Here is a 14,256-nt window from a genome sequence, read left to right as displayed (position 1 = left end):
CCTGTGCCCAGCTCCGGGGCCCGTCCCGGTGCAACCGCTTACCCGCCACGCGCATCTTCCACTGACGGAGATCACTTGTGTTCCGGGGGAGCGCCCGGGGAGCGGGAGAAACGATGAACAGGCCGTTGCGCCACATAGCCGTCTTCTGCGGGCTGCTGGTGCTGGCCCTGCTGCTGCGGGCGAACTGGCTCCAGCACTTCCAGCGCGACGCCCTGGCCACCGACGAGCACAACCGCCGCGTGAAGATCGCCCAGTTCGCCACCCCGCGCGGCGACATCATCGTCGGCGGCAGGGCGATCACCGGCTCCAAGGCGGTCGACGGAACGGACTTCAAGTACCAGCGGACCTTCAAGCAGGGTGCGATGTATGCCCCCGTCACCGGCTACGCCTCCCAGGCACAGGGCATGTCGCTCCTGGAGAAGACGTACGACAGCGTGCTCAGCGGCCAGGACGACCGGTTCGCGTTCCGGCACGCCAAGGCCGTTCTCACCGGTGAGCAGCGGCGCGGCGGTGATGTGATCACCACGATCGACCCGAAGGCGCAGGAGGCCGGCTACAAGGGGCTGACCGACCTCGGCGCCCGGGGCGCGGTCGTCGCCCTCGACCCCCGCACGGGAAAGGTGCTGGCGCTCGTCTCCACCCCCTCGTACGACCCGTCCGTCTTCGCCGGCAACACCTTCAAGGAGGGTGACCGGTTCCAGGCGCTGGTCGACGAGAAGAGCAAGCCTCTGGCCAACCGGCCGCTGCGCGAGACGTACCCGCCCGGCTCCACCTTCAAGATTCTCACTGCGGCCGCAGCCCTGGAGAACGGTGTGGTCACCGATGTCGACGCCCGGTCCGACGCCGTCTCCCCGTACCCGCTGCCGCTCTCCTCGAACAGGATCAGCAGTGAGGCCGGTGACGCGGTCTGCAGCAAGGCGTCCCTGAAGACCGCCATGCAGCACTCCTGCAACAACGTCTTCCTCGACGCGGCGTCCAAGGTCGGTGCGGACAGGATGCGTGAGGCGGCGGAGAAGTTCGGTTTCAACTCCGATGTCTACTCGGACGAGTTCGGCGACATGCTCGCCACCAGGAGCCTCTACCCGAGCGGCCTGGACAAGCCAGGAACCGCGCTGACCGGCATGGGCCAGGGCAGTCTCACCAGCACCCCGATGCAGATGGCCATGGTGACCGCTGCGATCGCCAGCGACGGCAAGCTGATGCAGCCGTATCTCGTCGAGGAGCTGCGCGGCCCCGACCTGGCCACTCTCGAGAAGAACGAACCCATGCTCAAGAGTCAGGCCGTCTCCGAGGGAACGGCGAAGAAGGTCCAGGAAATGATGGAGTTCACCGCCAAGGAGGGCAGCGCTCAGCGGGCCCTGATCGACGGCGTCACGGTCGGCGGCAAGACCGGCACGGCGCAGCGCGGTGTGGATGTGAAGAAGGAGGTGCCGTACGGCTGGTTCGTCTCGTACGGCAAGAAGACGGACGGTTCCTCGGTGGCGGTCGCGGTCTTCATCGACCCGACGAACATGGACATCTCCCGGTCAGACATCTCGGGCGGCCGGCTGGGCGCCCCGATCGCGAGGAGTGTGATGCGGGCGGTGCTGGGGGTGTAGCTCCGTCGACACGGCCTTCGTCGCAGATGTGCCGCGGTGTCCACGAGCGGGGGCCGGCCGGACGCCGGCCCCCACTCGGTCAGGGCAGCACCAGGATCGCGTCGCCGACCGGGCGCTCGCCCGCCGCGTCCGACGGCTGATTGATCAGCTTGCCGTCGACGACCATCGTCGTCGAGCCGCCGCCGTCCAGGTTGACGGCGCTCTTCATGCCGAGGGAGTCGGCCACTGCGGCGCTCTCCGGGATGGACAGACCGAGGTTGTCGACCGCGCGGCCGTCGACCGTGGCCAGCATGATCCGGCCGTGCGCGTCCACGCCGGCGATCGTGCGCGGGTTCCGCTTGGCCGCCCAGCCGTAGTAGAAGCTCGGGTCGCCGGGCCGGACCATGCCGTCGGCCTGCACCGTCACATGGGGGCGGCCGTCGCGGACGAGTTCCGGGCCGCCGTTGACCGCCATCTGCGGGGTGCGGGCCGGTCGTCCCCGCTCGTCGGTCAGATGCCCGCTGACGGTGAGACGGGCGCCCGGCTCGGCGATCGCGCGCAGGGCGGCGGCCTCGGTGCCGGTGCCCTGGACCGAGCGGGCGCCGGCCGGGAGCGCGCCGCCGCGGGGCTCGCGGACCTCGGTCACCCGGCCCTGCCGGTCGAGGACGGCCTCCACGCCGGGGCCGGCCGGCGTGGAGGCGCCGTAGTCCGCGGTGAAGGCGACGAGCTCGTCGGGATCCTTGCAGGTCGTGTCGTGGAGCGGGTGGCTGGTGGGCAGATCGTCGTGGGTGCCGCCGCAGTTGCGGATGAGGCCGGGGACGCGGTTGATGCCGTCGAGGGCCAGTGCGGTGCGGCCCGCGCGGACCTGGCCGGTCCAGCTGTACCGCTCGACGCCGGCGTGCTGCGCGTCGGTGCCGAACGTGAACACCGGGCGCCCGTTGGTGGCCTCGCTCAGCAGCTTCCCGTTGTAGGCACCCAGACCGGCGGGGTCGCCGGGAGCCCCGGCCGCGGGGTCGAGCACGAAGAACCCGGCGTTGACGCCCGCAGTCGCGTTCCGGGCCCGGGCGAGCACGCTGGTGGTCTCACGCCGCTCGATGTCCGGCCCGAAGTCGCCGACGAGGTCGCCGCGGAACTTCTTGGGGTCGATGGTGAGCAACTGAACACGCCACGGACCGCGGTCGGTCGAGGCACCGTCCCACCCGGTGAAGACGACGGAGGCGGTGAAGCCCGCGGCCCGCACCTGGGTGAGGAGGGTGTTGGCGGTTGCCTTGTCGGCGTCGAGCCCGATCCGTACCCGGAAGCCGAGCGTCCCGCCGGCGAAGTCGGCCACGGCAGGGGTGGTGACCTCCTCGACGCGAGCGGTGAAGCCCTTGCCGGACAGGGTTTCGGCGAGCGCGTCGGCATGCGCCCGGTCGCCGACGGCGGTGGGCGGCGCATCGGGGTCGGGGTCGTTGCCGCCACCGGGGACGGCGATCTCGACGGTCCAGCCGTCGGCCGGATCGGACTCGCCGCGCACGATCGTGGTCAGGGTGACGCCGGGCTGGAGCGTCTCGACGGTGCGGGTCTCGGGAAGACCGCGCGGGCCGAGGGGCAGCCCGTGGTCACGTTCGGCCGCCGCGGTCGGCCCGGCGACCGTCCCGGCCACAAGGGCTATCGCTGCCATGACGGCAAAATTCCTGGCTCTGACCGGCATATGACACCTCGTCGTGGATCCGGTGATGGTGGCCTCACCTAAACACGGGAGTCCGTTGCGTGTAAGCCCTTTCTAAGATCGACCGGGTAAATGGGGGGCGCCTGCCCAGCCCCGCTACGCCGCCTCCCATTCACCCGGCCGATCCAAGATCGGATGCGCTTCGGGCCGGGCCCGGCCGACGACGCCTCCGGCCGTGGTTCCGTCCCCGGCCGTCGGCCGCGCCGGACGGGTGCCCTGCCACGCCGGTACGGGGGCGGCAGGCACCCGGAGCGGGGGGCCCGGCCTCCCCAGCGGGCGTCCCGCCCGCCCGCTCGTCTCGCTCGTATGCTCGGTTCATGACCGATCCTCAGCGCGGACGTCCCACCACCAGTTCCATGCGGCGTGCCCTCAAGCGGGCCCGTGACGGCGTCGCCCTCGATGGGGCCGAGGCAGCCGTCCTGCTCCAGGCGCGCGGCGACGACCTGCGCGATCTCGCCGCGTCGGCCGCCCGGGTGCGGGACGCGGGCCTCGAAGCAGCGGGCCGGCCGGGCGTCATCACGTACTCCCGCAAGGTCTTCATCCCGCTGACCCGGCTCTGCCGCGACAAGTGCCACTACTGCACCTTCGTCACCGTCCCCGGCAAGCTCCGCAAGGCCGGCCACGGCATGTTCCTGTCGCCCGACGAGGTCCTCGACATCGCCCGTCAGGGTGCGGCCATGGGCTGCAAGGAAGCGCTGTTCACGCTCGGCGACCGGCCCGAGGACCGGTGGCCCGAGGCGCGGGAGTGGTTGGAGGCCGAAGGGTACGACGACACCCTCGCGTACGTACGGGCCATGGCGATCCGGGTGCTCGAGGAGACCGGACTCCTTCCGCACCTCAACCCCGGCGTGCTGACCTGGACCGATCTTCAGCGGCTCAAGCCCGTCGCCCCGTCCATGGGCATGATGCTGGAGACGACGGCGACCCGCCTGTGGTCCGAGCCGGGCGGCCCGCACCACGGCTCCCCGGACAAGGAACCGGCTGTCCGGCTGCGGGTGCTCGAGGACGCCGGCCGGTCCAACGTCCCGTTCACCACCGGGATCCTGATCGGGATCGGCGAGTCGTACGAGGAGCGCGCCGACTCCCTCTTCGAGCTGCGCAGGACGGCCCGCGCCTACCACGGCATCCAGGAGGTCATTGTCCAGAACTTCCGCGCCAAGCCCGACACGGCGATGCGCGGGATGCCGGACGCCGAGCTGGAGGAGCTGGCAGCCGCCGTCGCCGTCGCCCGCCACATCCTCGGCCCGTCCGCCCGCATCCAGGCCCCGCCGAACCTCGTCGACGCCGAGTACGCCCTGCTCATCGGCGCCGGGATCGACGACTGGGGCGGTGTATCGCCGCTCACCCCGGACCATGTGAACCCCGAGCGGCCCTGGCCGCACATCGACGAACTCGCCGCCAGGACCGCCGAGTCGGGCTTCGCGCTCCGTGAACGGCTGACCATCTACCCGGAGTTCATCCGGCGCGGCGAGCCGTGGCTCGACCCCCGCCTCCTCCCGCACGTCCGGGCGCTCGCCGACCCGGAGACCGGGCTGGCGAAGGAGGGCGCCGTCCCGGCCGGTCTGCCCTGGCAGGAGCCCGACGAGGGGTTCAACGCCTCCGGCCGCACCGATCTGCACCGCACCATCGACACCGAGGGCCGCACCGCCGACCGCCGCGACGACTTCGACGAGGTGTACGGGGACTGGGAGGCGCTGCGCGAAGCCGCCGCCCCCGGCATGGTGCCGTCCCGCATCGAAACCGATGTGAAGTCCGCCCTCGCCGTCGCCGCGGACGACCCGACCAGGCTCACCGACGACGAGGCGCTCGCCCTGCTCCACGCCGACGGGCCCGCCCTCGACGCGCTCTGCCGGATCGCGGACGAGCTGCGCCGTGACGTGGTCGGCGACGAGGTCACGTACATCGTCACCAGGAACATCAACTTCACCAATGTCTGCTACACCGGCTGCCGGTTCTGCGCCTTCGCCCAGCGGCGCACCGACGCCGACGCGTACACCCTCTCGCTGGACCAGGTCGCCGACCGGGCCGCACAGGCGTGGGACGTCGGTGCCGTCGAGGTCTGCATGCAGGGCGGCATCCACCCGGATCTGCCCGGGACCGCGTACTTCGACATCGCGCGGGCGGTGAAGGAGCGCGTGCCCGGCATGCATGTGCACGCCTTCTCCCCGATGGAGGTCGTCAACGGCGCCACCCGCACCGGGATGTCCGTCCGTGACTGGCTGACCGCCGCCAGGGAGGCCGGACTCGACTCGATTCCGGGCACCGCCGCCGAGATCCTCGACGACGAGGTCCGCTGGGTCCTCACCAAGGGGAAACTGCCGACGGCAACCTGGCTCGACGTCATCAGGACCGCCCACGAGGTGGGGCTGCGCTCGTCCTCGACCATGATGTACGGGCATGTCGACCAGCCCCGCCACTGGCTCGGTCATCTGCGCACCCTGGCCCGGCTCCAGCAGGAGACCGGCGGTTTCACGGAGTTCGTCACGCTGCCGTTCATCCACACCAACGCGCCGGTCTACCTCGCGGGCATCGCCCGGCCGGGCCCGACCGACCGTGACAACCGGGCCGTCACCGCCATGGCCCGGCTCCTGCTGCACCCGCACATCACCAACATCCAGACCAGCTGGGTCAAGCTCGGCACGGAGGGCGCCGCCGAGATGCTGCGCTCCGGAGCGAACGACCTCGGCGGCACGCTGATGGAGGAGACCATCTCCCGGATGGCGGGCTCCGGTTACGGCTCGTACCGATCGATCCGGGATCTGGAGGCCATCGCCGAGCTGGCGGGCCGTCCGGCGAAGCCGCGTACGACGCTGTACGGGGAAGTGCCGCAGGAGCGGGTGGCGGCCGCCACGGCCTCGGACGGGCACCTGCCGGAACTGCTGCCGGTGCTGCCGAGCTGAACCGGACGGCCGCGGCCCGGACGCCGATGCGACCGGCCGCGGCCCGATCCGGGGAAGGCCCCGAGGGGAGGGGCCGACGGCCGGCCTCAGCCCACCAGCAGGTCCCGCTTCAGGTCGCGGACGTCCTTGCCGTCCAGGCCGAGCGCCTGCTTCTCGTACGCGGCGAAGGCCCCGTACTTCTGCTCGACCTCCTGGAACCCGGAGTTGAGGTACTCGGGGCGCACGTCGGGCAGCGGCTTGTACACGGCGGCCTGCGCGGCCGGCATCGAGGCGAGCGCCGCGGCGTTGGCCTCGGCCCGGTAGTCGTCGGAGGCCGGACAGTCCGACATCACCGTGGTGCGCGGCACGCCGAAGGCCGTGAGCAGTGCGGCGTTCCCCCAGCCGGTACGGTCCTTGCCCGCGATGCAGTGGGACGGGATTTCCCGTAACGCCCGGTGAACGCAGGCCGAAATCACGCCGAACCCCGCGAACCCGGTGAGCCGCCGACCCGGGTCGTGCGGAGTCGGGGTGTAGCAGTCCGGCGGCGGGACCAGGGCCGGCCCGGCGGCTGCCGTCCGCGCCATGGAGCCGCTGCGGCTGTGGTCCCGCGGTACGGAAATCCCTGGAGATTGCTGTTCAAAAGCGACCGCGAGAGCTACTCCGTACATACCGATCCGGTCCCCGATCGACCGTTCCCCGGTCGATTAAAGTGCTGCGAAGTCGGGGCTCGCAGGCCGTACGCGGTCGGGGAAGGAGCGCGGTGAGCGCAGGAGCCACAGGTGTCTGGGGCCGTGCCGAGCAGCAGGACTTCCGCAGCCGGGTCCGCGGCTGTCTGCTGGGCGGTGCCATCGGTGACGCGCTCGGCGCGGCGGTCGGCGGACTGTCGCTCGAGGAGATCCGCGCGGCCCACGGTCCCGACGCCGTCACCGACTTCGTCCCCGCGTACGGCAGACGAGGTGCGGTCACCGCCGTCACCCAGCTCAGCCTGTTCACCGTGGACGGGCTGATCCGTGCCCAGGTCCGCCGCGACACCGGCGCCTGGCATCCGCCGACCGATGTGTACCGCGCCCATCGGCGCTGGGTCGCCACCCAGCACGACTGGGGGCCCGACGAGCGCCGCAAGGAGAACGGCTGGCTCGCCCAGGAGGAATGGCTGTACGCCCGCCGCGCCCCCACCCGCGAATGCCTCACCGGTTTCGGCGACACCACGATGGGCACCCTCGACCTGCCCAAGAACCCTGCCGCACGCGATTCGGCGGCCCTCACCCGGTCCGCCCCGTTCGGACTGCTGGTGGGGTGGGAGCCGCAGCTCGTGCTCCAGCTGGCCGTCGAATGCGCCGCCCAGACCCATGGCCACCCCACCGCCCTGCTGGCCGCCGGCGCCCTCGCCGTCATGGTGCACGGCCTGGCCCGTGGCGAGACCCTGGACGGTTCCGTGCAGCACGCCCTTGCACTGCTTGCCGAGCGCCCCGGCCATGTACAGGTCACCGACGCCCTCCAGCAGGCCCTCGGCTCCGTGCGGCAGGGCATCCCCGGTCCTGCGCTCATCGAGGCGCTCGGCGACACGGACTCGGCCGAGGAGGTCCTGGCCGTCGCCGTGTACTGCGCCCTGGTGGGCGAGGACGTGCGGCACGGGCTGCGGCTCGCGGTGAATCACAGCGGACCGTCGGCGGCCACCGGGGCGCTGTGCGGGGCCCTGCTCGGGACGCTGCACGGCGAGACCGCGCTGCCGCCGGCCTGGCTCGCCGAACTGGAGGGCAGGCCCACCCTCCTCGAACTCGCCGACGACTTCGCCATGGAGATGACGCAGGGCCCGGCCCTGCACGGCCCGTCGGCCTCCGCACCGGGCTGGCTGACCCGCTATCCGCGCGGCTGAGCGTTCCGTCGGCTCCTGCACCGCTGATCCCCGCAGCGCATGACGGCTCATCGGGTGCACGCGCGAGGGGCGGGGTACGGACACCGCCGTGTCCGTACCCCGCCCCTCGGCTCTGTGCGAGCCGATCAGTCCTTCACGCCCTTCACGACGGCGGCGTCGCTCGTACCGGCCTGCGCCGGAATCGTCGCGCCCGTCGACGAACCGTCGCCGTCCGAGTTGATCAGCTCGATCAGCGCATCGCGCTCAGGGGTGTCCTCCGGCTTGATGAAGCCGATCGCGATGTAGAGCACCAGCGAGATCGCCAGCGGCAGTGCCACCTGGTACTGGAGCGCGACACTCGTCTTCACCGAACCGTCGAAGTTGTAGTTGGTGAAGTAGAACGCCAGCAGACCCGCGGCCCAGCTGACGAGCGCCGCCGTCGGACCCGACTTACGGAACCTGCGCAGCAGGCCCAGCATGAACGGGATCGCGATCGGGCCCATCAGACCGGCCACCCACTTGATGACGACGGAGATGATGTCCTTGAACGTCGGCGAGTTGATCTGGGTGGCGAGCGCCATCGACAGACCGAGGAAGCCGAGGGTGGACACGCGGGCCGCCAGCAGACCGGTGCGGTTGCTCCAGGTGCGGGCCGCCTTCGAGAGGACCGGTGCGATGTCGCGGGTGAAGACGGCCGCGATGGCGTTGGCGTCCGAGGAGCACATGGCCATCGTGTGCGAGAAGAACCCGACGACGACCAGACCCAGCAGGCCGTGCGGCAGCAGCTGCTCGGTCATCAGGGCGTAGCTGTCGGAGGCGTCCGGCTTCTGCGCGTGGACCAGCAGCGGGGCGCACCACATCGGGAAGAACAGGACCGTCGGCCAGACCAGCCACAGGATGGCGGAGAGCCGGGCCGAGCGCTTGGCCGAGGCGGCGGAGTCCGTGGCCATGTAGCGCTGGGCCTGGTTCCACATGCCGCCGTTGTACTCGAAGGTCTTGATGAAGAGGTACGCCAGCAGGAAGGTCACCGTGTACGGGTCCGCCGTCGGGTCCGTGTGGCCCTCGGGCAGCTTGTCCCAGACCGTCCACAGGGTGCTGATGCCGTCCAGCTTGGCCATGGCGGTGACGAGCATCGCGATACCGGCGAAGAGCTGGATGATGAACTGCCCGAGCTCGGTCAGCGCATCCGCCCACAGGCCGCCGACCGTGCAGTAGACGGCGGTGATGCAGCCGGTAATGAAGATGCCCTGGGCGATCGAGATGCCGGTGAAGACGGAGAGCAGGGTGGCGATGGCCGCCCACTTGGCGCCGACGTCCACGATCTTCAGCAGCAGGCCCGACCAGGCGAGCGCCTGCTGGGTCGGGATGTTGTAGCGGTTCTTGAGGTACTCGAGCGGCGAGGCGACGTGCAGTCGCGAGCGCAGCCGGTTGAGCCGCGGTGCGAAGAGCTGGGCGCCGATGCCGATGCCGATGGCGATCGGCAGCGACCAGGTCACGAACGACGTGACGCCGAACTGGTACGCGATGCCGGCGTACCCGGTGAACATCACCGCGCTGTAGCCGGACATGTGGTGCGAGATGCCGGACAGCCACCACGGCATCTTGCCGCCGGCCGTGAAGAAGTCGCTGACGTTGTCCACACGCTTGTGGGACCAGAGTCCGATCGCGATCATCACGCCGAAGTAGCCGATGAGCACGACCCAGTCGAGACTGTTCATGTGCCCCCTCCTGGGGTCCGCCTTATGAACGGGGTACGCACTTCGTCAGTACGGCCGCCCAGCGGGGCCCCCGTGCGGGAGCGGGGACATCGGGGATTGAACCGCCTGTTCGGTACCCCGGTCAAGGTTTTTGGCGATCAGGGATGTGAACGCGAATCAGCAAGCCGAACGATTTTACTCGTTCTTGACCCACGGGGGCGTTGTAGTGAACGTGACGGCAGCCACACCATGAGCGGGCACTTCGTCAGGCTGTGCAGAACGTCAAGAGCACCGCAGAGCACAGAAAGACCGCACGGGATGCGGGTCCCGTGCGGCCGAGAAGGAGGAGAGCCGCCCCCGGCGGCAGTGGATCAGTGCAACAGGCCGTCAGCCGCGTCGGCCCGGTCAGCGCATCAGCTCGCCGGCGTTGACCAGCAGCGACTGACCGGTGATCGCCCGGGCCCGGTCGGAGGCCAGGAACGCCGCAGCCTCCGCAACGTCGCCGTCCGTGGCCAGCTCGGGCAGCGCCATCCGCTCGGTGAGCCTGCCGAGCACCTCGGCCTCCGGTATGCCTTCGGAGTGCGCGGTGAACCGCACGTACGCCTGGACCGGTGGCCCCCACATCCAGCCCGGCAGCACCGTGTTCACCCGGATCCGGTGCGGGCCGAACTCCCGTGCCATGGAGTACATCGCCGAAGTGAGTGCGCCCTTCGACGCCGCGTACGCCGCCTGTCGCACCTGGGACGGTGCGGCCACCGACGACTGCGTGCCGATGACGACCACGGAGCCTCCCCGCTCCTTGAGGCCGGGCAGGCAGGCGCGTGTCATCCGCAGCGTGCCGAGCAGATTGACGTCCAGCACCGACTGCCAGGTGGCGAGGTCGGCGTCCTCGACGCCGCCGAAGTAGCTGTCCCAGGCGGCGACGTGGACCACCGCGTCGATCCGCCCGAACCGCTCCAGTGCCAGTGCGGCGAGCGCCTCGCACTGCGCCTCGTCGGTGATGTCGGTGGCCAGGTGGGCGGTGCGCAGGCCCTCGGGGTCGATGTCGGCGGCCGACTTGGCGAGGCGGTCCGCGGTACGCGCCCCGAGGACGGCGCTGCCGCCGTCCCGTACCACCGTCTCGGCGATCCGGTGCCCCAGCCCGGCCCCAACCCCGGACACCACGACGGTCTTCCCCGCGAGCAACATCGGTGCCTCCCGGCCCCTGGCAGATTTTCTGACGGTGCGTCAGAGTAGGGCGTTGTGGCGGAGTACGGAAGGGGAACGGCATGAGCGACGAGACGCGCAGCGGCACGTACGCCGAACTGGCCGCGCTGGGGCCCTACGGGGTCCACCCCGGCCACGCGCTGATCACCATGGTGGAACCGCACCCGGGCCATGAGTACGCGTACAACCGCTGGTACGAGGACGATCACTACTATGCCGGTGCGATGGCGATGCCCTGGATGTTCGCGGGGCGGCGCTGGGTGGCCACCCGGGAGCTCCAGGGGCTGCGCTATCCGGAGAAGTCCGCGGTCGCGCAGCCGGTCGGAGCCGGGTGCTACCTGTCCACGTACTGGGTGACGGACGGGCGCTACGACGACCACATGAAGTGGACGGTCGGGATCAACAAGCGGCTGAACCGGGACGGCCGGGTCTATCAGGACCGTACCCATGTGTACACCGCGTTCCAGGACCACGAGGCGACGGTCTACCGGGGCGGTGCCGCCGGCCCCCGGGACCAACACGCCCTCGACCACCCGTACCGCGGACTGGTGCTCCAGGTGATCGACGCCGAAGGCGCCGTCCGGCGGGCCGAGTTGCTGGAGTGGCTGCGCTCACGGCATCTGCCGCGGAGACTCGCCGGATCGCCCGCGGCGTTGGTGACCGTGTTCCGCCCCACGCCGCTGCCTGGTGACCGGATGACCTATGTGAAGCAGGTCGAGGGCGTCGACACCCGGCTGACCTTGCTCTGGTTCCTCCAGGAGGACCCGCGGGACTGCTGGGCGGAGCACTTCACCGGGCTCGACGCAGCGGTCGCGGAGTCCGGCCTGGGGCGGGTGGAACTGGTGGCGCCGTTCATTCCGACCGTACCCGGCACGGACCGGTATGTGGATCAGCTGCGTTGACCGGACCGGACGGTGGAGCCCCCTCGGCCAGGACGGCGAACCAGTCGAGAGGGCTTCCGGCGGCACCGCCGGCGGTGCCGCACCGCGTTCTGTGGAAGGGCATCGTCAGGCGGAGACGGAGCCCTGTGCGATGTCGGAGACAAAGGCGTTCCACGCGCTGGGCACGAACGTGATCGAGGGGCCTTCGGGGGCCTTCGAGTCGCGCACCGCGATCGCCTGCACGAGAGGGGACCTGACCTCGACGCAAGCGCCGTTCCCCCCGGAATACGACGACTTCGTCCAATTGTCCGTAGCACCCTGACGAATAGCCATGTTCACTCCGGTTCAGAGAGTTGTGTGAGAGTTACCAACCGCATGACCGCTGGCGTGATCGACGCTACTCGCCAACATCGTTGCGTGAAGGGGCCGTTCACTCGACCGGATGGCATATTTCATTCGGCTCTTCCGCTTTGAGGTGGCGACGGTGTACCGTGCCGTCGCCTCACCAGTAACATCGCTCCTTTTCGCGCATAACGGACTTTGCGGAATGTGTCCGATTCCAGCGCGGTCCGCCCGGTGTTCTGCCGGCGTATGGCCGGTGTTCAGCCGGTGTTCAGCTGGGCGTACTGCTTTGCGATGTCTGCGATGAAGTGCCGGGTCTGTTCCACATTCAGCGCCTGGGCCCGCAAGTGCTCGTACATGACGCTGTATCGCTGCACGTCATTCGCTTTCTCCAGATAGAGGTCGCTGGTGACGCCCTCGATATAGACCACGCTGGAGTCCGCGGTGTCCGGGAATTCCAAAATGGCGTACTGGCCGTTGATGCCCGGGTGGGCGCCCATCTCGAAAGGCAGTACCTGCACGGTCACGTGCGGCAGGTGCGACAGTTCGACGAGCTGTTCCAGCTGCTCGATCATCACCTGCTTGCCACCGACCAGCCGGCGCAGCGCGGACTCGTCGATGACCGCCCAGAGCCGCAGCGGGTGTTCCTGGTCGGTGATGCGGTCCTGGCGGCGCGCGCGGACACTGACGCGCTTGTCGATGTCGGACGGCGGCGCCTCCGGCAGCGCGCCGTTGATCAGCGCCTCGGCATAACTCCGGGTCTGCAGCAGGCCGGGGACGACCTGGGGTTCGTACACCCGCAGCGATTCGGCGTCGGTCTCCAGGCCGATGTAGACGCTGTACGGGATGTCGCCGAAGGCGTGCCACCAGCCCTGCTGGCGGGAGTCCTTGGCCATCTGCATGAGCGAGTCGACGATGCGGTGGTCCTCGACCTCGTACACGCCGCAGAGGTCGCGGACGTCGCGCTGGCTGATGGACCGTCGGCCGTTCTCCAGGCGGCTGATCTTCGACTGCGAGACCAGCAGCCGCTCCGCCACCTCCTCGGCCGTCATGCCCTTGAGTTCGCGCAGGCGGCGCAATTCCTGACCCAACCGGCGTCGCCTGACGGTGGGATTGACGTTGGTCGGCACGGAAACGGCACCTCCGGCTATGTAGCTGTGCGTATCTACTGCTCAGCAGATTGCCACCCGTTGCCCTGGTCGCGCTGGGAAATGGCCACACGCAGGCGCGCGGGGCAGCCGGTCAACCGGCTGCCCCGCGCGTGGTGCGGCTCCCGAACCGGGTCTTGGGGACGTCGGTGCGGCGGTATTCGGTTGTCCGATGCCGGCCTGTGGTGCGGTGCGGCCTGTGGCGCGGGTGGTGCCGGTGGTGCGGTCTGCCGCCCTAGTGGGCCGCGGTGTGCACCATGCTGTCGCGACGTGACTGCGACGGCACTTGCGTTTGCAACGGTCCTCCCGCCGCCTGGTTGCGGCGCGGTTGTGCGACCGCGCCGTTCTGGACATCCATCACGGCGTGCGCCACGAGGCCGCCCATGGGGTCGTGTCTGATCAGGTCCCGGAGCCGGGAGCGCGACGAGCGCCCCTCGTTCCCGGGGTAGAGGTGCTTGCCGAGTCCGACCGCGTGGGCCAGTGCGGCGAGCGCCGCGGTCCGCGGGTCCGGCGGTACGCCGGTGCGGATCGCGCTGTCCAGCCGGGACCTGATGTCCCGGCTGATCGCCGTGTCCGTCGCCTGGTAGCGAGTCGTCGGCAGTACCCCGCACATCTGTCCCGCCACGGCATGCACCATGCCGCATCGCTCCAGATGCGAGAGATAGGTCTGGCGCAGCCCCAGCCGGGGCCCGCCGATCCAGTGGACGGCCCGAACCGGGCTGCCGCGTCGGCGCAGCAGTTCCAGTGCGGAGTCCAGAGTCGGATCTCCTGTCGGCCGTGGCATCACCACGGCGATACGATCCCCGTCAGGGGCTATCCGTCCTGCCAGAGCCAGCTCCACTAGCTGAGCTCCGGCGAGGCCGAGGTCGAGCGACTGCGGCTGCGCTGTGGTACCCGTGGTCGGGTCCAGAGCGAGCAGCAGAAGCTCCTCCGGAATTGTTCTGCGGCTCCTGCCCATCC

The 14,256-nt window shown here is 70.1% G+C and carries 11 protein-coding genes; 4 read left to right on the top strand and 7 right to left on the bottom strand.

The features are described 5' to 3' along the window. Positions 1-113 precede the first annotated feature (113 nt). Entirely contained in the window at positions 114-1,598 is a 1,485-nt protein-coding gene (locus LRD69_RS12980; protein WP_277326726.1) for a penicillin-binding protein 2, read from the top strand. Positions 1,599-1,677: 79 nt separating this feature from the next. Here LRD69_RS12980 and LRD69_RS12975 read toward each other — a convergent pair whose 3' ends face one another. After that, on the bottom strand, positions 1,678-3,240 hold the full coding sequence (locus tag LRD69_RS12975) for a phosphodiester glycosidase family protein (protein ID WP_277326725.1): 1,563 nt from the start codon (positions 3,238-3,240) through the stop codon (positions 1,678-1,680). Between the two features lie 365 nt (positions 3,241-3,605). On the opposite strand from LRD69_RS12975, the gene LRD69_RS12970 reads away from it, so the two are divergent. Further along, positions 3,606-6,188, top strand: a complete 2,583-nt coding sequence (locus LRD69_RS12970; RefSeq protein ID WP_277326724.1) for a bifunctional FO biosynthesis protein CofGH — start codon at positions 3,606-3,608, stop codon at positions 6,186-6,188. Between the two features lie 86 nt (positions 6,189-6,274). Here the strand turns inward: LRD69_RS12970 and LRD69_RS12965 are convergent, their stop codons facing one another. Continuing rightward, complete coding sequence (locus LRD69_RS12965) at positions 6,275-6,751, bottom strand: tyrosine-protein phosphatase (RefSeq protein ID WP_277326723.1); 477 nt, start codon at positions 6,749-6,751, stop codon at positions 6,275-6,277. Between the two features lie 176 nt (positions 6,752-6,927). On the opposite strand from LRD69_RS12965, the gene LRD69_RS12960 reads away from it, so the two are divergent. Next, positions 6,928-8,043, top strand: a complete 1,116-nt coding sequence (locus LRD69_RS12960) for an ADP-ribosylglycohydrolase family protein (RefSeq protein ID WP_277326722.1) — start codon at positions 6,928-6,930, stop codon at positions 8,041-8,043. Positions 8,044-8,168: 125 nt separating this feature from the next. Here LRD69_RS12960 and LRD69_RS12955 read toward each other — a convergent pair whose 3' ends face one another. Beyond that, complete coding sequence (locus LRD69_RS12955; protein WP_277326721.1) at positions 8,169-9,740, bottom strand: sodium:solute symporter family protein; 1,572 nt, start codon at positions 9,738-9,740, stop codon at positions 8,169-8,171. 384 nt (positions 9,741-10,124) lie between these two features. After that, a complete protein-coding gene (locus tag LRD69_RS12950; protein WP_277326720.1) occupies positions 10,125-10,907 on the bottom strand; it encodes an SDR family oxidoreductase in 783 nt (260 codons plus the stop codon). Positions 10,908-10,987: 80 nt separating this feature from the next. Here LRD69_RS12950 and LRD69_RS12945 point away from each other — a divergent pair, with 80 nt between their 5' ends. After that, positions 10,988-11,827: a hypothetical protein gene (locus LRD69_RS12945; protein ID WP_277326719.1), complete on the top strand. Its 840-nt coding sequence runs from the start codon at positions 10,988-10,990 to the stop codon at positions 11,825-11,827. A gap of 105 nt (positions 11,828-11,932) precedes the next feature. Here the strand turns inward: LRD69_RS12945 and LRD69_RS12940 are convergent, their stop codons facing one another. From LRD69_RS12940 to LRD69_RS12930, 3 genes are all read right to left on the bottom strand, one after another. Next, positions 11,933-12,139 carry a DUF397 domain-containing protein gene (locus LRD69_RS12940; RefSeq protein WP_277326718.1) on the bottom strand — a complete coding sequence of 69 codons (207 nt, stop codon included), beginning with the start codon at positions 12,137-12,139 and terminating at the stop codon, positions 11,933-11,935. 269 nt (positions 12,140-12,408) lie between these two features. Beyond that, positions 12,409-13,278, bottom strand: coding sequence for a helix-turn-helix transcriptional regulator (locus tag LRD69_RS12935; RefSeq protein WP_277326717.1), 870 nt, complete (start codon positions 13,276-13,278; stop codon positions 12,409-12,411). A gap of 253 nt (positions 13,279-13,531) precedes the next feature. Further along, positions 13,532-14,254, bottom strand: coding sequence for a GPP34 family phosphoprotein (locus LRD69_RS12930; RefSeq protein ID WP_277326716.1), 723 nt, complete (start codon positions 14,252-14,254; stop codon positions 13,532-13,534). Positions 14,255-14,256: the final 2 nt, after the last annotated feature.

This window comes from Streptomyces sp. JH14, assembly GCF_029428675.1.
GTDB lineage: Bacteria > Actinomycetota > Actinomycetes > Streptomycetales > Streptomycetaceae > Streptomyces.
Note: the sequence above shows the minus strand (reverse complement) of the source record. Positions and strands in the feature narration are given on the sequence as shown.

Coding starts and splice junctions, on each gene's coding strand:
- LRD69_RS12980 (WP_277326726.1), top strand. CDS start 114: ATGAACAGGCCGTTGCGCCACATAGCCGTCTTCTGCGGGCTGCTGGTG.
- LRD69_RS12975 (WP_277326725.1), bottom strand. CDS start 3,240: ATGGCAGCGATAGCCCTTGTGGCCGGGACGGTCGCCGGGCCGACCGCG.
- LRD69_RS12970 (WP_277326724.1), top strand. CDS start 3,606: ATGACCGATCCTCAGCGCGGACGTCCCACCACCAGTTCCATGCGGCGT.
- LRD69_RS12965 (WP_277326723.1), bottom strand. CDS start 6,751: ATGGCGCGGACGGCAGCCGCCGGGCCGGCCCTGGTCCCGCCGCCGGAC.
- LRD69_RS12955 (WP_277326721.1), bottom strand. CDS start 9,740: ATGAACAGTCTCGACTGGGTCGTGCTCATCGGCTACTTCGGCGTGATG.
- LRD69_RS12950 (WP_277326720.1), bottom strand. CDS start 10,907: ATGTTGCTCGCGGGGAAGACCGTCGTGGTGTCCGGGGTTGGGGCCGGG.
- LRD69_RS12945 (WP_277326719.1), top strand. CDS start 10,988: ATGAGCGACGAGACGCGCAGCGGCACGTACGCCGAACTGGCCGCGCTG.
- LRD69_RS12940 (WP_277326718.1), bottom strand. CDS start 12,139: ATGGCTATTCGTCAGGGTGCTACGGACAATTGGACGAAGTCGTCGTAT.
- LRD69_RS12930 (WP_277326716.1), bottom strand. CDS start 14,254: ATGGGCAGGAGCCGCAGAACAATTCCGGAGGAGCTTCTGCTGCTCGCT.